At 69.6% G+C, this 26,681-nt stretch carries 24 protein-coding genes, 1 tRNA gene and 1 pseudogene; 12 read left to right on the forward strand and 14 right to left on the reverse strand.

The window, feature by feature from the left end; genetic code table 11:
• Window positions 1–56 precede the first annotated feature (56 nt).
• The 6 genes from OWC43_RS11975 to OWC43_RS12000 are packed head-to-tail and all read left to right on the forward strand — an operon-like array spanning window position 57 to window position 6,279.
• Entirely contained in the window at window positions 57–1,097 is a 1,041-nt protein-coding gene (locus tag OWC43_RS11975; RefSeq protein WP_393956859.1) for an ABC transporter substrate-binding protein, read from the forward strand.
• Window positions 1,098–2,318, forward strand: coding sequence for a sulfite dehydrogenase (gene soxC / locus OWC43_RS11980; protein WP_393956860.1), 1,221 nt, complete (start codon window positions 1,098–1,100; stop codon window positions 2,316–2,318). It abuts the gene before it with no gap.
• Window positions 2,308–2,868, forward strand: coding sequence for a c-type cytochrome (locus OWC43_RS11985; RefSeq protein ID WP_393956861.1), 561 nt, complete (start codon window positions 2,308–2,310; stop codon window positions 2,866–2,868). Before soxC ends, OWC43_RS11985 begins: the two co-directional genes overlap by 11 nt.
• Window positions 2,865–3,821 carry an aliphatic sulfonate ABC transporter substrate-binding protein gene (locus tag OWC43_RS11990; protein WP_393956862.1) on the forward strand — a complete coding sequence of 319 codons (957 nt, stop codon included), beginning with the start codon at window positions 2,865–2,867 and terminating at the stop codon, window positions 3,819–3,821. The genes OWC43_RS11985 and OWC43_RS11990 overlap by 4 nt, the downstream gene beginning before the upstream one ends.
• Window positions 3,822–3,826: 5 nt before the next feature.
• Window positions 3,827–4,873 (forward strand): LLM class flavin-dependent oxidoreductase, encoded by a 1,047-nt coding sequence (locus tag OWC43_RS11995; protein ID WP_393956863.1) that lies wholly within the window; start codon window positions 3,827–3,829, stop codon window positions 4,871–4,873.
• Window positions 4,870–6,279, forward strand: coding sequence for a nucleobase:cation symporter-2 family protein (locus tag OWC43_RS12000; protein ID WP_393956864.1), 1,410 nt, complete (start codon window positions 4,870–4,872; stop codon window positions 6,277–6,279). The genes OWC43_RS11995 and OWC43_RS12000 overlap by 4 nt, the downstream gene beginning before the upstream one ends.
• Here the strand turns inward: OWC43_RS12000 and OWC43_RS12005 are convergent.
• The 4 genes from OWC43_RS12005 to OWC43_RS12020 are packed head-to-tail and all read right to left on the reverse strand — an operon-like array spanning window position 6,195 to window position 10,038.
• The gene (locus OWC43_RS12005; RefSeq protein ID WP_393956865.1) at window positions 6,195–6,869 is read right to left on the reverse strand and encodes a 2-hydroxychromene-2-carboxylate isomerase; all 675 of its coding nucleotides are present in this window, start codon (window positions 6,867–6,869) and stop codon (window positions 6,195–6,197) included. The genes OWC43_RS12000 and OWC43_RS12005 overlap by 85 nt on opposite strands.
• A gap of 33 nt (window positions 6,870–6,902) precedes the next feature.
• Window positions 6,903–7,745, reverse strand: a complete 843-nt coding sequence (locus OWC43_RS12010; RefSeq protein WP_393956866.1) for an ABC transporter ATP-binding protein — start codon at window positions 7,743–7,745, stop codon at window positions 6,903–6,905.
• Window positions 7,742–8,599 carry an ABC transporter permease gene (locus OWC43_RS12015; protein ID WP_393956867.1) on the reverse strand — a complete coding sequence of 286 codons (858 nt, stop codon included), beginning with the start codon at window positions 8,597–8,599 and terminating at the stop codon, window positions 7,742–7,744. The genes OWC43_RS12010 and OWC43_RS12015 overlap by 4 nt, the downstream gene beginning before the upstream one ends.
• On the reverse strand, window positions 8,596–10,038 hold the full coding sequence (locus OWC43_RS12020) for an ABC transporter substrate-binding protein (protein WP_393956868.1): 1,443 nt from the start codon (window positions 10,036–10,038) through the stop codon (window positions 8,596–8,598). Before OWC43_RS12020 ends, OWC43_RS12015 begins: the two co-directional genes overlap by 4 nt.
• A 290-nt stretch (window positions 10,039–10,328) precedes the next feature.
• Here OWC43_RS12020 and OWC43_RS12025 point away from each other — a divergent pair, with 290 nt between their 5' ends.
• Window positions 10,329–11,090 (forward strand): Crp/Fnr family transcriptional regulator, encoded by a 762-nt coding sequence (locus OWC43_RS12025; RefSeq protein WP_393956869.1) that lies wholly within the window; start codon window positions 10,329–10,331, stop codon window positions 11,088–11,090.
• A 210-nt stretch (window positions 11,091–11,300) separates the two neighbouring features.
• Here the strand turns inward: OWC43_RS12025 and OWC43_RS12030 are convergent, their stop codons facing one another.
• The 4 genes from OWC43_RS12030 to OWC43_RS12045 form a co-directional block, all read right to left on the reverse strand.
• Entirely contained in the window at window positions 11,301–12,272 is a 972-nt protein-coding gene (locus OWC43_RS12030) for a HEAT repeat domain-containing protein (RefSeq protein ID WP_393956870.1), read from the reverse strand.
• Between the two features lie 5 nt (window positions 12,273–12,277).
• Window positions 12,278–12,511, reverse strand: coding sequence for a ferredoxin family protein (locus tag OWC43_RS12035; protein ID WP_056240084.1), 234 nt, complete (start codon window positions 12,509–12,511; stop codon window positions 12,278–12,280).
• A gap of 192 nt (window positions 12,512–12,703) precedes the next feature.
• Window positions 12,704–14,440 carry a fumarate reductase/succinate dehydrogenase flavoprotein subunit gene (locus OWC43_RS12040; RefSeq protein WP_393956871.1) on the reverse strand — a complete coding sequence of 579 codons (1,737 nt, stop codon included), beginning with the start codon at window positions 14,438–14,440 and terminating at the stop codon, window positions 12,704–12,706.
• 11 nt (window positions 14,441–14,451) lie between these two features.
• Window positions 14,452–14,751 carry a gamma-butyrobetaine hydroxylase-like domain-containing protein gene (locus OWC43_RS12045; RefSeq protein ID WP_393956872.1) on the reverse strand — a complete coding sequence of 100 codons (300 nt, stop codon included), beginning with the start codon at window positions 14,749–14,751 and terminating at the stop codon, window positions 14,452–14,454.
• Window positions 14,752–15,079: 328 nt separating this feature from the next.
• Between OWC43_RS12045 and OWC43_RS12050 the strand changes: the two genes are divergently transcribed.
• The 5 genes and pseudogenes from OWC43_RS12050 to OWC43_RS12070 all read left to right on the forward strand — a co-directional run bounded on the left by OWC43_RS12050 (window position 15,080) and on the right by OWC43_RS12070 (window position 19,555).
• Window positions 15,080–15,829, forward strand: coding sequence for an ABC transporter ATP-binding protein (locus OWC43_RS12050; RefSeq protein WP_393956873.1), 750 nt, complete (start codon window positions 15,080–15,082; stop codon window positions 15,827–15,829).
• Between the two features lie 32 nt (window positions 15,830–15,861).
• Window positions 15,862–17,088, forward strand: coding sequence for an ABC transporter substrate-binding protein (locus tag OWC43_RS12055; RefSeq protein ID WP_393956874.1), 1,227 nt, complete (start codon window positions 15,862–15,864; stop codon window positions 17,086–17,088).
• A pseudogene (locus OWC43_RS12060) lies at window positions 17,085–17,916 on the forward strand (ABC transporter permease). The gene OWC43_RS12055 and the pseudogene OWC43_RS12060 overlap by 4 nt, the downstream one beginning before the upstream one ends.
• A 15-nt stretch (window positions 17,917–17,931) precedes the next feature.
• A complete protein-coding gene (locus tag OWC43_RS12065; RefSeq protein WP_393956875.1) occupies window positions 17,932–18,474 on the forward strand; it encodes an OsmC family protein in 543 nt (180 codons plus the stop codon).
• Window positions 18,475–18,481: 7 nt separating this feature from the next.
• On the forward strand, window positions 18,482–19,555 hold the full coding sequence (locus OWC43_RS12070; RefSeq protein WP_393956876.1) for an acyl-CoA dehydrogenase family protein: 1,074 nt from the start codon (window positions 18,482–18,484) through the stop codon (window positions 19,553–19,555).
• Between the two features lie 682 nt (window positions 19,556–20,237).
• On the opposite strand, the gene OWC43_RS12075 is transcribed toward OWC43_RS12070, so the two are convergent.
• The 6 genes from OWC43_RS12075 to odhB form a co-directional block, all read right to left on the reverse strand.
• Window positions 20,238–20,705, reverse strand: coding sequence for a substrate binding domain-containing protein (locus OWC43_RS12075; protein WP_393956877.1), 468 nt, complete (start codon window positions 20,703–20,705; stop codon window positions 20,238–20,240).
• 403 nt (window positions 20,706–21,108) lie between these two features.
• Window positions 21,109–21,183: transfer RNA gene (locus tag OWC43_RS12080), tRNA-Gly, on the reverse strand.
• 93 nt (window positions 21,184–21,276) lie between these two features.
• Window positions 21,277–21,768 (reverse strand): hypothetical protein, encoded by a 492-nt coding sequence (locus tag OWC43_RS12085; RefSeq protein ID WP_393956878.1) that lies wholly within the window; start codon window positions 21,766–21,768, stop codon window positions 21,277–21,279.
• 17 nt (window positions 21,769–21,785) lie between these two features.
• On the reverse strand, window positions 21,786–23,411 hold the full coding sequence (locus OWC43_RS12090; protein WP_393956879.1) for a hybrid sensor histidine kinase/response regulator: 1,626 nt from the start codon (window positions 23,409–23,411) through the stop codon (window positions 21,786–21,788).
• Window positions 23,412–23,690: 279 nt separating this feature from the next.
• The gene (gene lpdA / locus OWC43_RS12095) at window positions 23,691–25,091 is read right to left on the reverse strand and encodes a dihydrolipoyl dehydrogenase (RefSeq protein WP_137830481.1); all 1,401 of its coding nucleotides are present in this window, start codon (window positions 25,089–25,091) and stop codon (window positions 23,691–23,693) included.
• 196 nt (window positions 25,092–25,287) lie between these two features.
• On the reverse strand, window positions 25,288–26,631 hold the full coding sequence (gene odhB / locus OWC43_RS12100) for a 2-oxoglutarate dehydrogenase complex dihydrolipoyllysine-residue succinyltransferase (protein ID WP_393956880.1): 1,344 nt from the start codon (window positions 26,629–26,631) through the stop codon (window positions 25,288–25,290).
• Window positions 26,632–26,681 lie beyond the last annotated feature (50 nt).

Here is a 26,681-nt window from a genome sequence, read left to right on the forward strand (position 1 = left end):
AATACAAATAGATCTAGATAGATCTTGCCTCGATCTCTCAAAATAAAAGAACGATCATGTCGTCGCGCATCATTCGGTGGGCCATTCTTCTCTTCGCGATGTTGGGTGCCTCCACCGCCGCCTGGGCGCAAGGCCAAGGGCAGGCCCTGGCTGTGCGAATCGGGGCGATTCCGGTACTCGGCGCCGCGCCGCTGTTCGTGGCCGAGCGCGAGGGCTGGCTGTCCGCAGGCGGCCTGAAGCCGGTCGTCGCGCTCTACGATTCCGGGCCGAACGCCGTGCAGGCCGCGGCGAGCGGCACGCTGGACGTCTATATCGCCGGGATCACGCCGGTGGCGATCGGGCGGACCCGCGGGGTCGATCTGCGGGTCGTGGCGGCGACCGCAGTGGGCGAGAACGTGCTGGTGGCAGGCCCCAAACTCGCCGGGCCGCTCACCGACGGCACCGCCCCGGCCGAAGTCTTCCGCCGCTTCCGCGCGGAGAACGGCCGGCCGGCCAAGATCGCGACCCAGCCGCCCGGCTCGATCCCCTACACCAACCTGTCCTACTGGCTGCTCGAGGTGCACCGGGTCGATCCGGCCGACGTGCAGATCCTGACGCTCGGCATCGATGCGGCCCAGCAGGCGATCCTGGCCGGCGCGGTGGAGGCCGCGACGGTGCGCGAGCCGGGCCTCACCATCATCCGCGAGCGCAACCCGCAGATCCGCCTCGTGGCGGGCGGCAGCGACCTGTTTCCGGGCCAACCCGGCACGGTGGTGGCGGTGCGCGGCGCCTTCCTCGAACAGAACCCGGAGGCCGTGCGCACGCTCGTCCGGGGGATCGTGCGCGCCGTCGATCTGATCAAGCGCGAGCCGGAGCGGGCGCTGCCGGCGGTGGAGGCGGCACTCGGCAAGGGCATCGTCACCGCCGCGACCCTGCGGGCGGCGCTCGCCTCGCCGGCCACCCAGTACGTCGCCGATCCCCGCACCATCGTGGCGGCGACGCGGGCGATGCTGGCCTTCCAGACCACCCTCGGCGTCAACGAGACGACTCCGCCGACGGACGGCCTGTTCGATCCCCGCTTCTTCGAGGCGGTCCAGACCGAGGCGAGCGCGAAGTAGATGAGCCAGCGACTGGAAAACCGCCGCAGCTTCCTGCGCCTCGCCGGAGCCGGCATGGCGACCGGCGCCGCCACGGGCGCGCTCGCAGAAGCAAATGCCCTCGACGTGCCGCTCTGGACCCGCGAGCAGGGCGCGACAGCCCCCGGCTATGGCCTGCCTGCCCGAGGAGAAAAACTCGCGCGCTACCCGCGGCTGCCGCCGCGCTTTCCCGGCGCCACCTCCACGGTGACGCCGCTGCAGGGCCTGCACGGCATCGTCACACCGAACGGCCTGCATTTCGAGCGCCATCACGCCGGCATCCCGGCCATCGATCCGGACCGGCACCGCCTTGCTATCCACGGCCTCGTCGAGCGCCCGCTGATCCTGACCATGGACGACCTCGTGCGCTTTCCCGCGGTGTCGCGGCTGCACGTCCTCGAATGCTCGGGCAACACGCCCTGGCTCGGGGCCAAGCCCGACTGGACGGTGCAGGACAGCCACGGCCTAATCTCCTGCGCCGAGTGGACCGGCGTCGAACTCGCGACGGTGCTGGCGGAAGTCGGGGTGAAACCGAGCGCCGCGTGGCTCCTGGCGGAGGGGGCGGATGCCTGCGCCATGACGCGCTCGATCCCGCTCGACGGCCTCGACGGGGCGATCCTCGCCTACGCGCAGAACGGCGAGCGTCTGAGGCCGGAGCAGGGCTATCCCCTGCGGCTGTTCCTGCCGGGGCTGGAGGGCAATCTCAGCATCAAGTGGCTGCGCCGGATCAAGCTCGGCGACCGGCCGTTCCAGACGCGGGAAGAGACCTCGAAATACACCGACCTGATGCCGGACGGCACGGCGCGCCAGTTCACCTTCGTGATGGAGGCCAAATCCGTCATCACCGCGCCCTCGGGCGGCCAGCACCTGCGCGAGCCCGGCTTCCACGAGATCCGCGGGCTCGCCTGGACCGGGCGCGGGCGGATCGCGGGCGTCGAGGTCTCGACCGACGGCGGCGCCTCGTGGCGAGAGGCGCGACTGGAGGGGCCAGTTCTGCCCCGCTGCTTCACCCGCTTCCGCCTGCCCTGGCACTGGGAGGGCGGGCCGGCCCAGCTCCTGAGCCGGGCGCGGGACGAGACCGGCTACGTCCAGCCCTCGCGCGACGCGCTGGTGGCGGTGCGCGGCACCCGCTCGTTCTACCACAACAACGCGGTGTTCGGCTGGAGCGTCGGAGCGAACGGGGCGGTGACCTATGCGGCGTGAGGCCCTTCTCCCCCTGATCCTGTGTCTCGCCGGCCCGGCCAGCGCCGAACCGCTCGGCATCGGTCGTCCGGCCCCACCGGAAACAATCGCGGCTTGGGACATCGACGTGCGCCCCGACGGCCAGGGCCTGCCGCCCGGTCACGGCAGCGTGCGCGACGGCGCGGCGCTCTACGCCGCGCGCTGCGCCGGCTGCCACGGCGCCCGCGGCGAGGGCGCCGCCGCCGAGGCCTTGGCCGGCGGACAGGGCAGCCTCGCCAGCCCCAAGCCCCTGCGCACGGTCGGCAGCTACTGGCCCTACGCCACGACCCTGTTCGACTATGTGCGCCGGGCCATGCCGTTCGACGCGCCGCAATCGCTCTCGGCGGACGAGACCTACGCGGTCAGCGCCTACGTGCTGCACCTCAACGGCCTGCTGTCCGAGGAGGCGAGCCTCGACGCCGCCGCGCTGCCGCGGGTCGCCATGCCGAACCGCGACGGCTTCACCGCCGATCCGCGGCCGGACGTCCCGCCGCCCGCGGCCCGCCCCACCGATCGCACGGAGGCCCGATGAGCCTGACTCGCCGCCATCTCGCCGGGGCGCTCACCGCCGGCCTCGTCCTCGGCCGATCCGGCGCGGCCCGCGCCGGGCGGACGGTGCGCCTCAGCTACCAGCGCTCCTCGACGCTGCTCACGGTGCTGAAAGCCAAGGGTACCCTCGAGGAGCGGCTCGGCCGCCAGGGGTTCGGGGTGAGCTGGCACCTGTTCACCAAGGTCCTGGAGCCGATGAACACCGGCGCGGTCGATCTCCATGCGGATGTGGCCGACGCGGTGCCGATCTTCACCCAATCGGCGGGCGCGCCCTTGACCTTCTACGCCATGGAGGCCGGCTCGCCGCGGGCCGAGGCGATCATCGTGCCGGAGGAATCATCGATCCGCACGGTCGCGGACCTGAAGGGCCACAGCGTCGGCGTGTCGAAGGGCTCGGGCTGCCACTTCATCCTCGCGGGGGCGCTCAAGCGCGAGGGCCTGCGTTTCGCCGACATCCGCCCGGCCTATCTGGAAGCGCCCGACGGGCTCGCGGCGTTCGAGCGGGGCGGCATCGAAGCGTGGGCGATCTGGGACCCGTTCCTCGCGATCGTTCAGGCCAAGCGCCCGGTGCGGGTGCTGGCCGACGCCACCGGCCTGTCGAGCTACAACCGCTACTACACGGTCAACGACAGTTTTGCCGTCGAGCAGCCGGAGGTGGTGGCCACCGTCTTCGCCGCGCTGGTCGAGGCCAAGCAATGGGTGAAGGCCAACCCCAAGGAGGCCGTGGCCCTGCTCGCACCGACCTGGGGCGACCTGCCACCGGACGTCGTCGACACCGTCAACGCACGGCGCTCCTACGCGGTCGGGGCGGTCGAGCGGGCCGCACTCTCCGAGCAGCAGGCCATCGCCGACACCTTCTTCGAGGCCGGCTTGATCCCGCGCCGGCTCGACGCCACCGCCGTGCGGCTGTGGCAGCCGCCGGGCGGACGGGGCTGAGACCGATGACGCATCCGCTCCGCTTCGGCGTCTGGGCCCCCGTCCACGGCTCGCGCGCCGCCCGCCACGATCCCGACGAGCCGCACGACGCCTCCTGGGCCCGCAACCGCGCGCTCGTCCTGGAGGCCGAGCGCCTCGGCTACGACAGCATCCTCGTCGCCCAGCACACGGTGAACCCCTACGACGAGAGCCGCGACCAGTTGGAGGCCTGGACGGCGTCCGCCGCGCTCGCGGCGGTGACCGAGCGCATCGAGATCATCGCGGCGATCAAGCCGGGGCTCTATCACCCGATCGTGCTCGCCAAGATGGCGCTCCAGATCGAGCACATCAGCACCGGCCGCTTCGCCCTCAACCTCGTCAACGCCTGGAACCGCGCCGAATTCGAGCGGGCGGGCCTGCCGTTCCCCGCCCACGACGAGCGCTACGCCTACGGCCGCGAGTGGATCGCGCTCGTCGACCGGCTGCTGCGCGGCGAGCGCGTGACCTATGAGGGTCGCCACTTCCGCGTCGACGATTACCAGCTCAAGCCCGCCGGCACGTATCGGGCGCGGCCGACCCTCTATGTCGGCGGCGAGTCCGAGCCGGCCCGCGCGCTGGTCGCCGACCACGGCGACGTCTGGTTCATCAACGGCCAGCCGCTCGACGCGGTCGCCGATCTGCTCGCCGACGTGGCCCGCCGCCCGGCCGCCGCGGGCCGCCTGCGCTACGGCCTCTCAGCCTTCGTGATCGCGCGGGACACGGAAGCCGAGGCCCAGGCCGAGTTCGCCCGCCTGCTCGATTTGAGCCGCCGCGACGAGGCCATCCGCGCCGACACCCGCGCCCGCACCGACGCAGCGAGCGTGATGTTCGCCAAGACCGATGCGGCGGCCTCGCACCATGTCGGCACCAACGGCGGCACGGCGGCTGGGCTCGTCGGCAGCTACGATGGGGTCGCGCAGCACATCCGCGCCTTCCACGCGGCCGGCATCGAGCTGTTCATGCTGCAATTCCAGCCGTTCGAGGCCGAGATGGCGCGCTTTGCCGAACACGTCGTTCCGCGGGTGCGAGGATGAGGCCGGTCGATCCGATCCCCGGCGCCGCGCTCCGCGACGGCGTCGATGCGGTCCCGCCCGCGCCGCGGCTGTTCCTGCTGGGGCTCCAGCACGTGCTCGTCATGTATGCCAACGCCATCGCGGTGCCGCTCATCGTCGGCGGGGCGCTGCAACTGCCCAAGGACCAGATCGCATTCCTCGTGAACGCCGACCTGTTCGCCTGCGGCATCGCCACGCTGATCCAGACGGTCGGCATCGGCCCCTTCGGCATCCGGCTTCCCGTGATCATGGGCGTCACGGCGGTCGCGATCCAGCCGCTCTTGGCCATCGCGGCGATGCCCGGCGTCGGGCTCACCGGCATCTACGGCGCGGTGATCGTCGGCGGCCTCTACGGCCTCCTCGTCACGCCCTTCATCGGCCGGGTGATGCGCTTCTTCCCGCCGGTCGTGACCGGCACGATCCTCCTCATGATCGGCATCGCGCTGACCCGCGTCGCCGTCGGCTGGGCGGGCGGGGGCGCGGGCAAGCCGGAATTCGGCGCGCCCGCCACGATCGCGGTGGCGGGCTTCGTGCTCGCCGCGACCCTGCTGATCGCCCGGTTCGGACCGGGCTTTCTCGGGCGCATCGCCGTGCTGCTCGGAATCGGGCTCGGCACCGTCGTCACCGTGGCGCTCGGCTGGACGAGCTTCGAGGGGCTTGCCGCCGAGCCGTGGCTGAGGGTGGTGCTCCCGTTGCAGTTCGGTGCCCCGACCTTCCACCTCGTGCCCTGCCTGATCCTGTGCCTCGTGATGACCGTCGTGTTCATCGAGGCGACCGGCATGTTCCTGGCCCTCGGTGTGATGACCGGGCGCCCTGTCGGGACGGAGGACATCCGCCGGGGCCTGCGCGCCGACGCCCTCGGCACGCTGATCGGCGGCCTGCTCAACACCTTCCCCTACCTGTCCTACTCGCAGAATGTCGGCCTCGTTGGGCTCACCGGCGTGCACAGCCGCTGGGTCTGCGCCATGGCCGGCGCGATCATGCTGGTGCTCGGCCTCGTGCCGAAGGTAGCTTTCCTCGCGGCCTCGATACCGCAGGCCGTGCTCGGCGGGGCGGCGCTGGTGATGTTCGGCATGGTCGCGGCGACCGGCATCCGCATCCTGGCGCAGGTCGATTACGCCCGGGCCGGCAGCCGCGACGCGCTGATCATCGCCGCCTCGCTCGGGATCGGCCTGATCCCGATCGTGCAGCCGCAATTCTTTCGCGCGGTGCCGGACGCCTTCGGTCCGATCGTCAAGGACCCGATCCTGCTCACCGCGATTGCAGCCATCGTCCTCAACGCGCTTCTCGGGGAGACGCGGGCTCAGGCGGGAACGGAGAAATCCGGCAGCGGGATCGGAGCGTCGGAGCCCGAAATCGCAGCCTCCAACAGGTCGAGCCTGTCCTGACCCCAGAACGGCTCGTCGCGAAAAAAGAAGAACGGTGCTCCGAACACCTGCCGCCGGATCGCCTCGAGGGTCAGTGCCGTCTCCCGCTCGCGTAGGGATGGCTCGTCGGCGCGGGTGAGCAGCCGCGCCCCCTCGAGCCCGGCCGCGTCGGCCAGGCGAGTGATCGTGGCAGGATCGGCGATGTCGAACTCGTCCGCCCAAACGGCGCTCAGGCCCGCATGGACGAAGTCGGCGACATCCGCCCCCTCGTCGAGGGCGGCGAGCAGGACGCGATGGGCCAGCGACGGATCGGCCGGGTAGAATTTTGGGTGCAGGGTGAGCGGGATGCCACGGATACGGCGCCAGCGCTGCATCTCGACGAGGCGGTAGGCCTGTCGCTGCAGCGGCCGCTCCTTGACCGGCTTGCCGCCGCCCGCCGCGAAGACGGCGAGCAGATCGACCGGTTTATAGACGACCTCCGCGCCGGTTCGCTCAGTGAGCGCCCGGAAGGCGCGGCTGCCGACATAGGACCACAGCGATAGGAAGCTGAAATAGTAGGTGACGCTCGGCGTCGAGGAACCGTGCGCGACCACGGGCGGCACCTCCAGCATGCGACAATCCTTACGGCGCAGGAACGGGGCGATCTATACGCCGATCGGGCTCAGCCGCGCGAGCGGCAGGCCGCCCGGCGCGCTCCGCAGCAGCGTGAGGCAGCGCTGCTTGATCGCCGTGAAGCGCGGATCGGTGATCAGCCCGCGCTCGCGTGGGCGGCCGAACTCGAGGGGGATGTCGTCGAGGATGCGGCCCGGTCGCGGCGTCATCACGATGAGCCGGTCGGCCAGGAACAGCGCCTCGTCGATGTCGTGCGTCACGAACAGGATCGTGGTGCGGTGGCGGGCCCAGATGTCGAGGAGCAGTTCCTGCATGGTCAGCCGGGTTTGCGCGTCGAGCGCCCCGAACGGCTCGTCCATCAGCAGGACGCGGGGCCGGTTGATCAGCGCGCGGGCGATCTCGACGCGCTGCTGCATTCCGCCCGACAGCTCCGCTGGGTAAGCCTCCAGGAAATCGGACAGCCCCACTTGGGCCAGCAGCGACCGAGCGCGCTCCCGCCGCTCGCCGCGGGCGACGCCCTTCATCTTCGGGCCGAAGGCGACGTTGTCGAGGACGCTGAGCCACGGAAACAGGGTGTGCTGCTGGAAGACGATGCCGCGATCCGGATGCGGGCCGGTCACCGCCCGTCCGTCGAGGCTGACGCGACCGCGCGACAGGGCGAGATGGCCGGCGACCGCGCCGAGCAGGGTCGACTTCCCGCAGCCCGAGGGCCCGAGGATGCAGACGAACTGGCGAGCCGGAATGTCGAGGTCGATACCCTCGACGACATCGAAGGCCGAAGCACCCTGCCCGAGGCGGATCGCGCCGCCGCGGATGGCCACGTGGCCGTCATCGGCCCTGTCGTCCACTTGGAGTTCGGCGAGTGCGGCGCTCATCGTTGGACTCCCGCGCCGACCCACGGCGTCGCCCAGGCGCCGAGCCAGCGCACGACGAGGCTCGATCCCATCCCGAGCAGCCCGATCAGCAGCATGCCGACGACGATGTCGTCGTAGTTCTGCAGCGTGTAGGATTCCCAGGTGAAGTAACCGATCCCGTACTGGCCGGAGATCATCTCGGCAGTGATCAGGCAGAACCACGCCGTGCCCATGCCGATCGCCGCGCCCGTGACGATGCTGGGCGCCGCTCCCGGAAGGATCACCTCCCGCAGGATCGCGGCATCCCCCGCCCCGAGGCTGCGAGCGGCGGCGACCAGCCGCGGATGGACCGATTCCACCCCGTGCACGGTGTTGAGCAGGATCGGAAACAGCGCCCCCGTGAAGGTGATGAAGGCCATCGACACCTCGGAGGACGGGAACATCAGGATCGCCAGCGGAATCCAGGCGACGGCGGGAATCGGCCGCAGGACTTCGAGCGGCGGGAGCAGCAGGTCGTGGGCGCGCTTCGAGCGGCCGATGGCCAGTCCCAGGACGACGCCGACGCCGAGCGCGGCGAGGAAGCCCGACAGCACCCGGGCGAGGCTTGCCGCCAGATGCGTCGGCAGCGCGGGCGCGTGCAGCAACGCCCAGGCGGCCTGCGCGGCCGCCGTCGGCGTCGGCACGTTCCGGAAGGTGAGGACGCCGAGATCGAGCCGGTAGGTGGCCGCGAGATGCCACGCGGCGAGGCTGAGCGCCAGGGCGAGGCCGCGCAGCGCGAGGCGCCGGAGCGGCAGTGTCCGCGGGCGGCTCGCCCGGGCCGCCGGCCCGCGCGCCGTGCGGAGTGCCGGCGCCGTCTCGATCGCCGAAGCGCTCATCGCGCGGACAGCTTCGGATGGCCGGCCCGGACACCGGCGAAGTCGAGCACCTCGCCGCCGTGAGCCGCGGCGTAGCCTTGCGCGTCGCCCTTGAGCAGGAAGGCGCCGAGCTGGCCCTGCCCGTCGCGCACGTACCAGGCCTGAGTGGCGAACAGCTTGATGCCGGTGTTCCGATCCTGCGCGTAGACCGCACGAGCCTCGCGGCCCTGCTTCTCGAGATCGGCTAGCGCCGCGAATGCTGCTTCGGGAGTGGCGTAGTGCCGGACTTTGGACTCACCGCGGATCCAGAGCTGCGCGACGCGGGACGGATCGGTGATCGGCTGCCCCGTGGCGGCGTCGTTCGTGGTCAGCGCGCTGGGCGCCTCGTCCTTCAGTCGCGCCTCGTAGTCGAGCCCGGCCTGGGCCGCGGCCGCGCGGATGAAGCGGTCGTCGATGAAGCGGTCGAGATCGATGTCGGAATCGGCCTTCTTCAGGAGTTTCAGCGTCTCGAACGCGGTCTTCACCGCCTGCCGGTAGGCGGGCTTCCAAGTCACATCGCGGGTCTGGAGGCCGAGCGGTCCGTGGAACAGGTACGAGACCTCCGCCTCGATCCCGGTCACCCGCTCGATCAGCTCCGCGTACTTTTCCGGCTCGGCGGCGATCAGGCGGTCTGCCTCGATTGCCGCCCGGAGATAGGCGGTGACGATTTCCGGGTATTTCTCGGCATAGTCGCCGTCGGCCAAGGCCCCGTGGAAGGTCGGGGCGTTGGCCTGCGCGCCGTCGTAGATCTTGCGGGCGAAGCCGCGCCAGGGAAACAGCTCGGCGAAGGGTACGAAGTCGGCATGTGCCTCGATCTTGTTGGCCAGCAACGCCGCGCCCGCCACCTCTGGTGCCTGGGTGATGATGGTCACATCGCGGCCCGGCTCCCAGCCCTGCGCCTTCACTGCCCTCAGGAGCAGCCCATGCGCCGTCGAGGCGAAGGGCACCGAGATGGTCCGGCCCTTGAGGTCGCCGAAGGACTGTACGGCTGATTCCTTCGGCACGACGATGCCGTTGCCGCTGCCGCGCAGGGAGCCCGAAAGGACCGAGATGAACAGCGAGCGACGCCCGGCCTTGGCGAAGGCGTAGCCGTTGAGCGAACCGGGGAACTCGGCCATTGCCCCGAGATCCAGCTTGCCCGCCACCATCTCGTTGGTGAGCGGCGCCCCGCTGGTGAAGTTGCGCCACTGGATGTCGTAGGTCGCGTCCTTGTACTTCCCGTCATGCGGGAGAAACTTTTCGAGCAGCTTCAACTCGCGGATCAGCAGCCCGCCGGTGGCGCAGTTGATGGTGGTGTCCTGCGTGCCGATGGCGACCCGGATGGTCTCGGCGCGCGCCGACACGGGCGCTGCCGCGCCGAGGGCGGTCGCTGCCACGAGCAGGGTGGCGAGGCGGCGGGTGAGCGGAAAGCGTTGAGGCACCGGAGGCTCCGTGAACGGTTTTCGTCGACCGCTCACGAGGACGGCGACGCCGCCGTTCTGCGACCGGCAGGCGCGCCGGAACGAGCAATTAATTTCGTTGATCGGATAAGATCTTTGCTCGCCCACCCCTATTCTTGATACCCCGGAATTCTCTTCTCGCAGGATGTTCGATTGGAGAAGATCATCTTGCCCAGTGCCGCTGATTTGGAATTGCTCTCAAGCGTGCCGGGCCGATAATCGAGCCCGGAGACGGATCGAAACACCGGACGTTCTCCGTGAAGGTTTCGCCCATGTCCTCCGCACCGCTCGCGCTTCCCGAGCGCCGCCCGGCGCCGCTGATCGCCAGCGCCCTGTTCCTCAGCGAAACGGTCGAGGGGCTCGACGACGGCGCGAGCTTCCTCGACGGATTGACGCCGGCCGAAATCGCCCGCGTGCGCGCCGCCGGCCGATCGGTGGTCCTCGCGCCCGGCGAGAGCGTGTTCACGCAAGGGGCACCGCACGAGGGCATCTTCCTCATCGAGGAGGGGCGGGTGCGGGTGTTCTATTCCGGCCCGTCCGGCCGGCAGGTGACGCTGGCCTATTGGACGCCGGGCCACTTCATCGGCGGCCCGAGCATCCATGGCGGCGGCTGCCATCAATGGTCGGGCGTGGCGATCGAGCCGGTGCGGGTCACCGTGCTGTCGAGCCCGACGCTCCGCAGCCTCATTCGCCAGATGCCCGGCTTCGCGCTGTGCCTCATCGCGGCCCTGGAAGCCAAAGGCCGCTGCTACACCGCCATGGCGCAGATGCTGGGCACCCGCTCCGTTATCGAGCGGCTGGCGCAACTGCTGCTCAACCTCGGCGACCTCTACGGGACGCCGGAGAACGGCACCGTCGTCATCCGCCGCCGCATCACCCACGACGAACTCGCGGCGCTGGTCGGCTCCACCCGGCAATGGGTGACGATGATGCTCAAGCGCTTCCAGCGCGAGGGCATCGTGGCGATCGACGCCGCGCATATCCGGCTGCTGCGGCCGGGCCGGCTGCAGGAAATCGTGCTGACGGACGGGTGAGGACGGGCGCGCGACGCAGCGCGTCGGCGGATCGATCCGCCCTTCCCCCACCCGCTCCCTCATCCTGAGGTGCGAAGCGAAGCGGAGCCTCGAAGGACGTCTCCAGGCTCCGCGCGCTGGCTGGAGGGCTCCTTCGAGGCCGACGTTCCGCGCCGGCACCTCAGGATGAGGCTTTGAATGGGAGAGGCCGGGTCGGCGTGAGGCGCAGCCTTACGCCGCCAGCCGCTCCAGCGCCCAGCGCGCGGTCTTGCGCACGTCCGGGTCGGGATCGTTGGCGATCCCCTCCAGCCCCGCCCGCGCCGCCGGGTCGGCGATCTCGCCGAGCGCGGCGGCCGCCTCCTTGCGCAAGCCCGCCATCGCGTCGGAGAGCGCAGCCAGCACCGTCGGCACCGCGCGGCGCGCCTTGAGCCGGCCGAGGCTGCGCAGGGCCTTCTGGCGAACCTGCCACGCGGGGTCGTCGAGCGCCGCGATCAGCACCTCGGCGGCCTCCGGATTTCCCGCCCGGCCGAGCGCCTCGGCGGCGGTCTCGCGCACGCTCCATTCGGGATCGCGCAGGGCGCCGGCGATGGCCTCGACCGCGCTGGCGTGGCGCGAGAAGGCGAGCCCGCCGATGGCCGCGCGGCGCACCTCGGAATCCGTGTCGCGGGTCGCCGCGATGAGCGAGGGCAGCGTCTCTTCGCGCTTCAGGTAGGCGATGACGCCGACGCCCTGCGCCCGCACCGCCGGCTCCGCATCGCCGAGCGCGGCGACCGCAGGGCCCAGCGCCTCGGGCAGGCGCAGCCCCCGCAGGGCGCGCAAGGCGGCGGCCCGCACGAAGGCGTCGGCATGGCCGGCGAGCGGCAGCAGCGGCCGGCCGGCGGACGCATCCTTCAGCTCGGTCAGGCTCTCGGCGGCGGCCGCCGCGACCGAGCGGTCGGGATCGGCGAGGGCGCCGGCCAGCGCGGCGGCGGTCTCGGTCCCGTCGAAGCCACCGAGCGAGAGCGCCGCCTGACGCCGCACGTCCGGGTCGGCATCCGTGGCGGCCCGCGCCAGATGCGGCACGGCCTCCGGGTCGGCGGTCTCGGCCAGCGCCAGCACCGCGACGCGGCGCACTGCCGGGTCGGCGTCGGCGAGGCCCTGAGCGAGATCGGCGACGTCGCCGAAATCCTCGAACGGATCGGTGACGGGCTGGGTCTTGGGCATGGCGGTCACCGCAGCAGGTAGGGGATCTGGACGGTGACCGCGCCGGTCGGGCAGTCGGTCTCGCAGGGCATGCAGTACCAGCACTCGTCGTACTTCATGTGGGCCTTGCCGGTGAGGTCGCTGATCCGCAGCACGTCGAGCGGGCAGACATCGACACAGACCGTGCAGCCCTTGTCGGCGATGCATTTGTCCGGGTCGACGGTAACCGGGACCGTGCTGGGCTGGTGGGCGAGGGGCATGGGTGTCTCCTGAAACGGGTGCCTTCCTCCCATCCATTCCCCTCATCTTGAGGTGCCCGCGAAGCGAGCCTCGAAGGACGGCTCCAGCCGGTCGCGCGATCCCTGGAGCCCTCCTTCGAGGCCTCCGCTGCGCTCCGGCACCTCAGGGTGAGGGGGGTTGGGTGAGAGAAGGCGTGTTGCGCGGCGTGCCCTTCAAGCCTGCTTTCGGACGCGCTGGCGGTCGTAGGCGCCGCGCTCGTCGGCCTCGATCGGCACGATGTACGGCGTGATCGGGCGTTTCTCGCTCACCATGCGCCCGTCCCGCTTCCGCAGGATGGTGTGGCAGAACCAGTCCGCGTCGTTCTTCTCGGGGAAGTCGGTGCGGTTGTGGTAGAGGCCCCAGCGGCTCTCGGTGCGGAACAGCGAGGCGTGGGCGGCCATCTCGGCGCAGTCGAGGATCGAGGCGGCCTCCAGCGCCCGCATCAGCTCGTGGCTGTCGCGGGCGACCATCCGGGTCTCGAGATCCTCGCGGATTTCACCGAAGCGGCGCTGGCCGATCTCCATCTTGGCCGTCACCTTCGGCGGCTGGAGGTAGTCGTTGACGAAGCGGCGGGTCTTGTACTCGATCTGGTTGGGCGGGATGCCGTCCTCCCGCTTCGTCGGCGCCAACACCCGCGCCCGCTCACGGGCGACCTGTTCGGCATCGATCGCCGGGAGATCGATCTCGCCCGCGAAATCGATGGCGTGCTCGCCCGCCACCGCGCCGTTGGTGAAGGCGCCGAGCATGTAATTGTGGGGGACGTTGGCCATGTCACCGGCCGAGTACAGCCCCGCTACGGTGGTGCGGGCAAATTCATCGACGAACACGCCCGACGCGCTGTGGCCCGAGCAGAAGCCCACTTCCGAGATGTGCATCTCGACCATGCGCTCGCGGTAATCGGTGCCGCGGTTCTCGTGGAAGCGCCCGCGCGAGGGCCGCTCGACCTTGTGCAGGATCGTCTCGATCTCCGACACGGTGTCGGCGTGCAGGTGGTCGAGCTTGAGGAAGACCGGGCCGTTGCCGCTTTGCAATTCGTTGTAGAACTCCTGCATCATCTGGCCCGACCAGTAGTCGCACTCGATGAAGCGGTTGCCGGCGCTGTTGGCGGTGTAGGCCCCGAACGGGCCGGCAACGTAGGCGCAGGCCGGACCGTTATAGTCCTTGATCAGCGGGTTGATCTGGAAACACTCGAGGTTCGCCAGCCCCGCGCCGGCATGATAGGCCATCGAATAGCCGTCGCCCGAATTGGCGGCGTTCTCGTAGGTGCCCCAGAGATAGCCCGAATGCGGCAGGCCGAGCCGCCCGGCCGCACCCAGGCACAGGATCACGGCCTTGGCGCGGATGGTCAGAAACTCGGCGGTGCGGGTGTTGACCGCAACGGCGCCGGCCGCCGCGCCGTCGGGGGCATTGAGCAGGCGGGTCGCCATGAAGCGGTTGGAGATCAAGACCTGCGCCTTGCGCAGCTGACGGTAGAGCGCCTTCTTGACGGTGTCGCCGTTGGGCATCGGCAGCACGTAGGTGCCGAGATGATGCACCTTCTTGACGTCGTAATCGCCGTTGCCGTCCCTCTGGAAGCGGATGCCGAACCGGTCGAGTTCCTGAATGATCTCGAAGCATCGCTCGGCATACTTGTAGACCGGCGCTTGATCGCAGATGCCGTCGTTGGCGATGGTGATTTCCTTGGTGTACTGCTCCGGCGTGGCGTAGCCGGGAATGACGGCGTTGTTCAGCCCGTCCATGCCCATGCTGATCGCGCCAGAGCGCTTCACGTTGGCTTTTTCCAGCAGCACTACGCGGGCGGCCGGGTTGCGCAGCTTGGCCTTCAGCGCCGCCATCGGCCCGGCGGTGCCGCCGCCGATCACCAGCACGTCGCAGGCGACCTCGGAGGTCGCGTCGTGAATCTCGTCCATCACCGTTGCCCTCACGCCGTCGCGCCGTCGGCCAGCGCCCGCAGGTACGGCCAGGGAAAGATTCCGCGGTCGTGCCCGTCGGAGAAGGCGAGATTGACCGCGTAAGTGCCGACCGGCTCGACCGCGGTGATGGCGAGGTCGTCGGGGAGCGCGGGCGGTAGCCCGTCGATCCCGGCCCGGACGGTCTCGGCGCTGCGGCTGTGCGACCGCAGGGTCGCAGCGGGCAGCCGCGAGGCCGAGCCGTCCTCCCAGATCACGTCGAGGCGGCGGCGCCCCTCGGTGAGCCTGATCTCGCGCGGGATCCCCGCCATGTCCTTACTCCTCGACCAAACCGAGGCCGTCGCAGGGCGACCCGGCCGATGCGGTTAGACCGCCGGGCAGAGAACGATTGAAGCAAGGAATTGCCTTCCGGCATCGGAATGCGGGGGGCTTGCGAGGTTTGTTGAGCCCACAAAGACGAAACGCATCATTGCCCCATCGTTACGCGGAATATTCTCCCCGGAGCTGAGAGATATTTGGATTTTGCATTCATTGATCTTGCTGCCGTCGATCGGTCATCTTGACCACACGCGGCCCACGGTGCCGACCGCAGGCCTTCGAGCCCAAGGAGGTGCGGGCTGCGCCCAGTTTCCGGAACCGATGACGCGTCCCAGCCCCCACCCTTCAAGCCCCCATCTCGCCCTCGCTTCGGTCGCCTACCGCTATGGACCCGCGCCGGTGTTCGAGCGCGTCGATCTCGCGGTGGAGGCCGGCGAGCGCGTCGGCATCCTCGGCCGCTCGGGCGTCGGCAAGTCGACGCTGCTGCAGGTCCTCGCCGGGCTCGCCGCCCCGTCCTCCGGCGCGGTGCGGATCGATGGTGCGGATGTGCGCGGCCCGGTGCCGGGCTGCACCGTAATGTTCCAGCGGCCCGCGCTGCTGCCCTGGGCCACCGTCCTCGACAACGTTCTGCTGCCGGCCCGGCTCGGCGGACGTTTGGGGCGCACCGACGCCGGGGCGGAAGCCCGCCGCCTGCTCGAGGATCTCGGCCTCGGCGAGCGGGCCGAGGCCAAGCCGCACCAGCTCTCCGGCGGCCAGCAGCAGCGCGTGGCGCTCGCCCGCGCGCTGGCGAGCCGGCCGCGCATCCTGCTCCTCGACGAGCCGTTCTCGGCGCTCGATCCCGAGATGCGCGCGAGCCTGCGGACCGACGTGCTGCGGCTCGTCGAGGCGCGCGGCCTCACCCTGATCGTCGTCACCCACGACCTCGCCGACGTGGCGGCGCTCGCCCGCCGCGCCGTGGTGCTCGCCGGCCGCCCGGCCCGCATCGCCGACGATTTCTTGTTGGGTGACGACGCCGAGGCCGAACTTCGCCGCCGCCTCGGCCCGACCACGCCCCAGCGCGCCGCCGCCTGACCTCCCAAAAAGTCCCAAAAAAACGAGACCCGATGAGCGCCCCCGACGACCTCTCCGCCCTGTGGACGCACGAATGGACCCGCGCCGACTGGACCCGGCGCGATACCCTCGACGCACTCGCCCGCGGCGGCCTTGCGGCGCTCCTCGGCGGCGGCGCGCTCGGCCTGTCGGGCCGGACAGCGCATGCGGCCGACGACGAGACCGTGCGCATCGGCTACCTGCCGATCACCGATGCAACCGCGCTGCTCGTCGCCCACGCCAAGGGCTACTTCGAGGAGGCCGGCCTCAAGGTCGCCGAGCCGACGCCTGTGCGCTCCTGGTCGGCCCTGGTCGAGGGGTTCGCGGCCGGCAAGTTCAACCTCGCCCATCTGCTCAAGCCTATCCCGGTCTGGATGCGCTACAACAACCAATTCCCGGTCAAGGTGCTGGCCTGGGCCCACACCAACGGCTCCGGCATCGTCGTCGGTGGCAAGAGCGGGATCGAGGATTTTCGCGGGCTCGCGGGCAAGCGCGTTGCGGTGCCGTACTGGTACTCGATGCACAACGTCGTGCTGCAATACGCCCTGCGTGAATCCGGTGTGACGCCGGTGATCCGCGGCGAGGCCGGCGCAAGCGAGTGCGCCCTGCAGATCCTGCCGCCGCCGGAGATGCCGGCGGCGCTCGCGGCGGGCAAGATCGACGGCTACATCGTCGCCGAGCCGTTCAACGCGCTCGGCGAACTCAAGGCCGGGGCGCGGATGCTGCGCTTCACCGGCGACATCTGGAAGAACCATCCCTGCTGCGTCGTCGTCGCCCACGAGCGGCAGGTGAGCCAGAACCCCGAATGGACCGGCAAGGCGGTCGAGGCCATCGTCCGCGCGCAGGCCTATTGCGTGAAGAACCGCGAGGAAGTCGCCCGCCTCATCTCCAAGGAGGGCCGCGGCTATCTGCCCATGCCGGCCGACGTGGTGATCAAGGCAACCACCGATTACGGGCCGGCCTATGAGCGGAGCGGCGCGATCCGCCATCCCGATTGGGCGGCACGCCGCATCGATTTCCAGCCCTGGCCCTATCCGTCAGCGACGAAGCTCATCGTCGAGGCGATGGGCCACACCGTGGTCGAGGGCGACGCCACCTTCCTCAAAGGCCTCGATCCGGATTTCGTCGCGCGCGACCTCGTGGACGACCGCTTCGTTGCCGCCGCGCTGAAGCGTTATACCGAATGGCCGGGGGCGAGCGATCCGGCCGCGCTCACCCGCCAGGAGACCCTGAGCCTGTGAGCGGGGGCGCCACCCTCGCCGCCGGGGCCGCGACCGTGCCGCCGCGCCGCCCGGCCCGGATCGGCCCGGTGCTCGACCGGCTGGCGCCGCTCCTCGGCCTCGCCGGTCTCGGCCTCGTCTGGTTCGCCGCTGGCCTCGTGCTGGAGAGCGTGCCGGGCTACGCGGCCTTCGCCGGCTTCGCGCCCGGCCCGGCGCTCGCTTCCTTCGCCGAACTGCTGACCTCTGGCGAGGCGTGGCGGGCCGCCGCCCCGAGCCTGTTACGGATCGGCCAGGGGCTCCTCGTCGCCTTCGGGCTCGGCGCGCCGCTCGGGCTGCTGATGGGCTCCTCGTCCTTGGCCGAGCGCATCCTCCAGCCGCCGTTCCAACTGCTGCGGATGATCTCGCCGCTCGCCTGGATGCCGGTGGCGGTGCTGGCCTTCCCGAGCTGGGACGGAGCCATCGTCTTCCTGATCGCGGCGGCCGCGATCTGGCCGATCCTGTTCGCCACCGCCGCGGGGGTGAAGCGGGTCGATCCGGTCTGGCTCGCCATGGCGCGCAACCTCGGCGCCGGCCGCCTCGCCACATTGCGCACCGTCGTGGTGCCGGCCGTGCTGCAGGACATCCTGACCGGGCTTACGCCTGGCACTGGGCGTCGCCTGGATCGTCTTGGTGCCGGCCGAATATCTCGGGGTCACGAGCGGGCTCGGCTACGCCATCAACGACGCCCGCGACACCCTCTCCTACGACCGGCTCGCCGCCCTCGTCCTGCTGATCGGCCTGATCGGCTACGCCCTCGACGTTCTGCTCGGGCGGCTTGCCGCCCGCGCCCGCTGGATTCCCGCAACCTGAAGGATTCTTTTCAAGATGACCGCGACCGCCCGTGAGATCGTTCAGACCTTCGAGACCATCGACCGCGACAAGCTCCAGGCGCTGTCCGAGAGAGGCCGGGCCGACCCGTCCGTGGTGAAGACCGTACGCGCGAAAACCATCGCCGAGGGGCGCCGCTTCCGCCATCTCAACTACGTCCGCAACCTCGACGCCCACGTCGTCGACGAGCCGCCGGCCCTTCTCGGCGACGACACCGCCCCGAACCCGACCGAGGCGCTGCTCGCCGCGCTCGGCACCTGCGTCGCGGTCGGCCTCCAGGCCAATGCGGTGGCCCGCGGCTGGACCGTGCGCGGCATCACGATCGAGTCGGAAGGCGACATCAACATCACCTCGGTCTGGGGCACCGGCGATCTCTCGGAAAAGCCGGTCGGGCTCACCGCCGTGAGGCTCAAGGCCCATCTCGACATCGACGGCGCGAGCCCGGAGGAACTGGACGCTCTGGTGGCGCACGCCGCGCAATGGTCGCCGGTGCTCAACACCGTGCAGAACCCGGTCCCCGTCACCCTGGCCCGGGGCTGACCCTGCCATGGTGGCAAGTGCCCGCATGGCGCCCTCGCCCCGCACGGTCGCAGACATCGTGCGCGAGGACCTGCGCCCCCGCCTCGCGGCGATCGATGCCGGGCAATACCCGGACGACGTGCTGCACGCGCTCGGGGCGGCCGGCGCCTACGCTCACCATGTCGCGGGCGCGCCCGCGGGCCTCCTCGCGGCGATCGAGGCGATGGCGCAAGCGGGCGAGGCCTGCCTCTCCACCGCCTTCTGCATGTGGTGCCAGGATGCGCTGGTCTGGTACCTCGCCCGCTCCGAGGAAGCGGGTGCGCGCCGCCATCTCGCCGCCTTCGCACAAGGCGCGGGCCTCGGCGGCACCGGGCTGTCGAACCCGATGAAGGCGTTTTCCGGCATCGAGCCGCTGGCGCTGCGCGGTGAGCGCGAGGGCGCGGGCTACCGGGTGCGCGGGCGCCTGCCCTGGGTCTCGAACCTCGCCCCCGGCCACCGCTTCGCCGGCATCTTTTCGCTGCCGGACGGGCAGCGGGTGATGGGCTTGTTCGAGGCGGGCAGCGAGGCGGTCGCGATCGCCGCCAACGCCCGCTTCGTGGCGTTGGAGGGCACCGGCACCGTCACGGTGATGGTGCGCGACGCATACCTGCCGGACGCCGACGTGATCGCCCACGACGCGGGCGCTTTTGTGCCGCGCATCCGCAACGGCTTCGTCCTGCTCCAGACCGGGATGGGGCTCGGCCTCGTCCGCGGCGTCGCCCGCCTGATGCGCGAGGACGCCCGTGGCCGCCACGACGGCCGATTCCTGCCGCTCGGGCCCGAGGAAATCGAAGCGCGAGCCGAGGCTCTGCGCGAAAGAATTGCTGCAGCGGCCGAGCGTCATGCCGAGACCGACCGCGCGATTTTCCTGGACACCCTGCGACTTCGCCTCGACGTGTCGTTCCTGGCGCTGGAGGCGGCGCAATCCGCCATGCTCCAGTTCGGCGCCCGCGGCTATCTCGAAGGTTCGGAGCCGTTCCGCCGCCTGCGCGAGGGGCAGTTCGTCGCGCTGATAACGCCCTCGGTGAAGCACATCACGACAGAACTCGCGAGGGTGGCCTGACCCGCCGGGACCGTGTCTGACCCGTACCCGGTAGCGGTGCCGTCACGGGACCCGTGCCGCATGTTTCGACGCGATCTCGGTCCCTGGACCAATCCCTCACGTCAACGCGCTGTCACGAGCGAATACTCCGCCCCCCTCGCCCAAAGCGGCGCTGATACGCCGATGCTGGTGCGATTTCCTTCCACGTCGACTTGCGCGTCCATCTGCCGGCTAAAACGCCAGCCTTTGTCGATTGCGAGGTGAGGCGTTCAAGGCGGAGCAGCTAGCGGAGCAGTTCTCCAGCAACTTGGAATGACTTATCGGGCCACCGAATTGGCCGACAAGGCTTAGAAATACAAGCAGCTTATGTATGCGAACCTGCTGAAATTATAACTGCCGTGAATAGATCTGCTTCTTGCTCCATTGCAGACATTTTTATAGGCTAAGCTGATAGTCCGCTTGGGGGCGAAAGCGGCGGTTCTGCGCATGTCAGTCCAAGGTCGGCTAATGGCGCACAGCCGAACAGTTGGTGTGCGAACTCCTGACCCCAAGCGGACTCTCGGGTGACGGCCGCTGAAGGACCGGATGGGGGTGGGAAGCGGTAGTTCGTGTGCCCAGAGATGAACGTCCGGACTGTGGGATAAGGCAGACCATTCGTATCAGGATCGAGGTTGCCGAGATCATGATGCTTGATCGTCATGGCCTATCGCGTCTGTGGCGGTATAGAAGCCATCAATGCGGATTTGAGCCCGTCGATGAACCGACGAACGCGCGCTGGCATGTGCTGTCGGGTCGGGAGAACGGCCCAGATGGCCAGTTGCTCCGGCTCGGCGTCGGAGAGCGCGAGGGCCCTTAGGGTGCCGTTGGCCAGGTCCTGCGCCACGTCCCAGTAGGTCAGCATCGCGAGCCCCGCCCCGGCGACGCAGGCGGCATGCACCGTATCGACGCTGCTGGCGGCCAATCGACCCTTGATACGCTTGGCAACCGGATGCCCGGCTTGGCGGAACGTCCAAGCGTCCATCGCATGCAGCGTCAGACAGGCGTGGTCGTCGAGGTCGGCGAGGCGCTCTGGACATCTGTGCGTCGCCAGGTAGGCGGGCGCGGCGCACAGGATGCGCGGGTTGTCCGCCACTTGCACGGCGACCAGCTCAGAGGCCTGCAGGGTCGCCACGATGAGCCCTGGGACCGGGCGATGGACACTGAAACGAGAGCAGCCCCCGAAAGGGGGCCGTCCAGCCGGGATCGGACTTGGGGCGAAGCTCTCGGGGGATACCCTGACCCCTTCCGGGGACCGAGCCCATAGGCCCGATGGCGCCGGCTCTCCCACGCCCGGGGTCCGGATGTCTGGTCGGCGTCCCCGGCGGCGGGACCTATGCGCGCGCTTCCGTCTCGAACGGACCGCCCCGGTGATGCCTGCCGGTCGCGCTGCGTCCCTGACGGAGGCGACAGATCCCGGGAGGATCGACCTCGAATCGGTGCGCCGCAAGGGGCGATGGATTTGGTCTGAAGTGGTACGCTGGTGGTACGCTCGGTTTCCGGCGTACCACGGCCCCCAGCTAAGTGCTTAAGGGGATTGGAGCGGGCGATCGGGATCGAACCGACGACATTCAGCTTGGGAAGCTGACGTTCTACCACTGAACTACGCCCGCACCGGCAAGCTCCGCCGGTGGCCCGGAGGTGGGCGGAGCGTTGCGCGTTCTGGTTCTACGACTTGGCGGGCGGCTGTCCACCCTAAAAATGCGTCAGACCCCGTCCGGCCGGCGATGCGCGCCCGCGGTTCGGCCGGCGATCAGCCCATAGACCAAGCCGGAAGCCGCGCCCGTCGCGAGCAGGAGAATCGAGAGTCGCGCTTCGGCGACGGCCGCCGCACCGGTGGGTGGGGGGACGGCACCGCGGGCGAGCCAGGGCAAGGCGGCCGTCAGCGCGGCGCAGGCGCCGCCGTACCAGAACGGCGAGCGCAGACCGAGAATCTCACCGATCGCCGCCGTCAGGAGCGGCGGCAGCGCGAGTAGAAGGGCGAGCGCCTGGGCCAGGATCGCCAGCATCGCGGTGGCCATGTCCGGCGGGAGCCCGGCCGCGAGGTCGGTGAAGCCCACCAGAAGTCCGGCGAGGCCGAGGCGACCGAACGCGTCACGCAAAGCCGGATCGAGCAGGGCTCCGCCGGCGAAGACGAGGACGCCCGCGGGCAGCGCCAGCAGCAGGGCCAGGACGCCCGTGACAAGACGCGTCAGCATCCGCGGCGCGATCGGCCTCAGCCGACGCCGGTCGGACCGTCGATCACCCGGCGCACCCGGCGGGCCAATTCCATCCGCTTGTAGGGCTTGTTGATGATCTCGAACTCGGTGCCGCCCGCATCGGTGCGCTCCAGGGAGGCCTCGGCATAGCCCGTGGTGAGCAGAACCTTGATCTTCGGCTGCCGCTCGCGGGCGGCGCGCGCCAGCATCACGCCGTTCATGCCACCGGGCATGATCAGGTCGGTGAACAGGAGGTCGATGCGCGCCTCGCCGTCGAGCACTTCGAGCGCCGCCTTCGGGCCGTCGACGACGGTGACCTTGTAGCCGAAATCCTCCAGGATCGTGCCGGCCGTGGCGGCCACGTCCGGCCGGTCGTCCACGACGAGTACGGTCTCAGTGCCGTGCCGGTCGACCGCGCGCTGGGTCGGCAGACGCTCCTCGTCGATCTTCTGATCGGAGGCGGGAAAGAGGATCCGCACGGTGGTGCCGTGGCCGACCTCGGAATACAGCTTGACCGAACCGCCCGACTGCTTGGCGAAGCCGTAGACCATGGCGAGCCCGAGCCCGGTGCCCTTCCCCTCCCCCTTGGTGGTGAAGAACGGCTCCATGACGCGCTTGAGGATCTCGGGCGGCATGCCGGTGCCGGTATCGGTCACCGACACGACGACGTAGGCGCCGCGCGGCACCGTCTTGTAGAGGGCGGCGTCGTCGTCCTCGATCAGCAGATTCTCGGTGCGGACCGTGACGGTGCCGCCGTCCGGCATGGCGTCGCGGGCGTTGATGAGCACGTTGAGCAGCGCGACTTCGGCCTGAGTCGGGTCGATCCGGGTCGTCCAGAGGTCGGGCGCCAGAACGCTCTTGAGCACGATCGTCTCGCCGAGCGTCGTGCCGGTCATCTCGCTCATGCTCTCGACGAGGCCGTTGAGATTCAGGAGACGCCCTTCAAGGCGCTGCTTGCGCGAGAAGGCCAGCAGCTGATGCGTGAGCTTGGCGGCCCGATCGGTCGCCGCCCGCACCGCCTCCCCGGCCCGCCGCAGCCGCACCGGGTCGATCTCCGGGCGCTCGAGTTGGGCCAGAATCACCTCGTTGTGGCCGGACACGACCTGCAGCAGATTGTTGAAGTCGTGGGCGATGCCGCCGGTGAGCTGGCCGAGGCTCTCCATCTTCTGCGCTTGATAGAGGGATTCCTCCGCGTCGCGGCGGCGTGAGACGTCGAGCTGTGAGCCGAAGAAGTAGACCAGATCACCCTGACGGTTGAAGACCGGCGAGACGAACAGCGCGTTCCAGAACGAGGAGCCGTCCTTGCGGTAATTCAGGATCTCGGTGGCGAATTCGCGGTGTTCGGCGATCGCCTCGCGCACCTCCGAGACCGTATCGCGATCGGTATCCGGCCCCTGCAGGAAGCGGCAATTGCTCCCGATCAGCTCCTCGACCGTGTAGCCCGTCATGCGCACGAAGGCGCGGTTGGCGAAGATGATCGGATTGTCCGGCTGATGGGGGTCGGTCACGATCATCGGCATCCGCGTCGTCTCGACGGCGGCGAAGAAGATGTCGTGGTGCTGATCGACGACGCCGGACGGCCCGCTGCCGGAGACCGACGGATTTTTGCCGGGCGTCTTCGGCTTCTCGGGTGAGGAGGGCATCGTGTCGGAATTCCCGCGGGTCGCGACCCTCGGGGGCCGGTTCGCCTCTCAATCCGACGATGCCGGAGGTCGTTCCACGGGTAAAGGCTATGGAGACAACCGGTCAACGATGCAAAGTCACGCACCCACGAATGAAAAATTGAACCGGATGCCAGGGAACTAAAACAGCATTTGGCCAAGTCACCATTGTATGAAATCATACAGTGGTGGCTTGGCGATGCCGAAGAGACCGGGAAGACGCTCCGGTACCGGCCATGCCGGCTCCGGAACGCTCTCCGCTCAGACGTGGATCGCGCGCTTGTCGACGGCGAGCGCGGCTTCCTTCACCGCCTCGGTCAGGGTCGGGTGGGCATGGCAGGTGCGAGCGATGTCCTCGGCAGAGGCCGCGAACTCCATCGCCACCGCGACCTCGGCGATCAGGTTGCCGGCATCGGCCCCGACGATGTGGACCCCGAGCACGCGATCGGTCTCAGTGTCGGCCAGGATCTTTACGAAACCATCCGTGGTGCCGTTGGCCTTGGCGCGGCCATTGGCCGTGAAGGGAAACTTGCCGGTCTTGTAGGCGATCCCGTCCTTCTTCAGCTCCTCCTCGGTCTTGCCGACCGAGGCGACCTCCGGGAACGTGTAGACGACGTTCGGGATCACGCCGTAATTCACGTGGCCCGACTGGCCGGCGAGGATCTCGGCCAATGCCACGCCCTCGTCCTCAGCCTTGTGGGCGAGCATCGGCCCGGCGATCACGTCGCCGATGGCGTAGATGCCGGTGACGTTGGTGGCGTAGTGGCTGTCGGTCTGAACGCGGCCCTTCTCGTCAGTCGCGACACCGACGGTCTCCAGCCCGAGCCCCTCGGTGTAGGGGACCCGGCCGATCGCGACCAGAACCACGTCGGCCTCGATCGTTTCCGCCTCGCCGCCCTGGGCGGGCTCGACGGTGACCGTCGCGCCCTTGTCGGCCACGGCGACGCCGGTGACCTTGGTCGAGAGCTTGAAGGTCATGCCCTGCTTGGCCAGGATGCGCTGGAACTGCTTGCCGACTTCGCCGTCCATGCCCGGCAGGACGCGGTCGAGATACTCGATCACGGTCACCTCGGCGCCGAGCCGACGCCAGACCGAGCCGAGTTCGAGGCCGATCACACCTGCGCCGATCACCACCAGCTTCTTCGGGACTTGAGCGAGTTCCAGGGCGCCGGTGGAGGAGACGACGGTCTTCTCGTCGATCTCGACGCCGGGCAGCCGCGTCACGTCCGAGCCAGTGGCGATGACGATGCTCTTCGTCTCGAGCATCTGGTTGCCGCCGTCGTCCGAGATCACCTCGACGCGGCCCGCGCCGGCGATGCGGCCGCGGCCGTGATAGCTGTCGACCTTGTTCTTCTTGAGCAGGAACTCGACGCCCTTGGTGTTGCCGTCGACTCCGCCCTGCTTGAAGGCCTGCATCTTCGTCAGATCGAGCTTCGGCGTGCCGACATCGATGCCGAGCTCACCGAAATGCTTGTTGGCTTCCTCGAACGCCTCGGAGGCGTGCAGCAGCGCCTTGGACGGGATGCAGCCGACATTGAGGCAGGTGCCGCCATGGGTCGCCCGCTTCTCGACCACGGCGGTCTTCAGCCCGAGCTGGGCCGCGCGGATGGCGCAGACATAGCCTCCGGGGCCGGTGCCGATGACGACGAGATCGTAGGACATGCGGGTCTACCTGAAACGGCGAAGGGGAAGGTGGATCGGCCGGTGCGTCGCGGAAATGCCGACGGCCGGCGTCAACGAGAGGCTGCCAGGAACGACGCCGGGGATGGGAACAGGAGCGATCCCTGCAGCGGCTCGATCATCGCCCGCCGCGGAAGCGGGCCCGCTCGGGAGAGCGGACACCGCCGATCGGTCGATCTCAGAGATCGAGGACAAGGCGCGCCGGATCCTCCAGCGCTTCCTTCACCCGCACGAGGAAGGTCACGGCCTCCTTCCCGTCGACGATGCGGTGGTCGTAGGACAGAGCCAGATACATCATCGGCCGCGCCTCGATCTTGCCGTTGCGAACGACCGGCCGCTCCTCGATGCGGTGCATGCCGAGAATGCCCGATTGCGGGGCGTTGAGGATCGGGGTCGACATCAGCGAGCCGTAGATGCCGCCGTTGGTGATGGTGAAGGTGCCCCCCTGCATCTCCTCGATGGAAAGCTTTCCTTCGCGCGCCTTCTTGCCGAACCCGCTGATCTTCTTCTCGATGCCGGCGATCGACAGGTCGTCGGCGTCGCGCACCACCGGAACGACGAGGCCCTTATCGGTGCCGACAGCGATGCCGATATGATAGTAGTTCTTGTAGACGAGGTCCTGCCCGTCGATCTCGGCGTTGACCGCCGGCACGTCCTTGAGCGCGCCGATCACCGCCTTGGTGAAAAAGCCCATGAAGCCGAGCTTCGTCCCGTGCTTCTTCTCGAACACGTCCTTGTACTGGCTGCGCAGGGCCATCACCGCGCCCATGTCCACGTCGTTGAACGTGGTCAGCATCGCCGCCGTGTCCTGGGCGGACTTGAGACGCTTGGCGATGGTCTGCCGCAGCTTCGTCATCCGCACGCGCTCCTCGCGGGCGGCGTCGTCCGGAGCGGACGGGGCGCGCGGGGGCGGCGGGGCTTTCGCCTGCTGAGCCGGCGCCTTGTCGCCGCTCGAAGAACCGCCCTTGGCGATGGCGGCGAGCATGTCGCCCTTGGTGGCGCGCCCGTCCTTGCCGCTGCCGTTGAGGGAGGCCGGATCGACCCCCGATTCACGGGCGAGCTTGGCCACCGCCGGGCCGCTCGCATCGGCCCCGCGTCCGGCGGCGGGCGGAGCATCGCCGTGGCTGCCGTAGGAAGCGGAGGATTCCTGAGCCGGCTTCTCGGCCTTGGCGGAGTTGGCTTCGCCCGTCTCCTGACGCGCCTCGGCCTTGGTCTCGGCGGGCTCCGCGCTCTTCGGCGCAGCCTTGGCCTCGGACTTGGGCTCCGACGAGCCGGCGCCCTTGCCGCCTTCGACGATCGAGCCCAGCACGGCGCCGGGCTCCACCGTCTCGCCGTCCTTGACCAGGATCTCGCCGAGCTGGCCCGCGGCCGGGGCATTGACCTCGAGCGTGACCTTGTCGGTCTCGAGTTCCACCAAGGGCTCGTCCGCGGCGACGGTGTCGCCGGGCTTCTTGAACCAGCGGCCGATCGTGGCCTCGCTCACGGATTCGCCGAGCGTCGGGACGAGGATATCGGTTGCCATGCTCTGTTCGCGCCCCCTCTTCGGGGGCCTCCTGTCAGGATCGGGATGAG

The organism is Methylorubrum sp. POS3 (assembly GCF_043352485.1).
Classification (GTDB): Bacteria; Pseudomonadota; Alphaproteobacteria; order Rhizobiales; family Beijerinckiaceae; genus Methylobacterium; species Methylobacterium suomiense.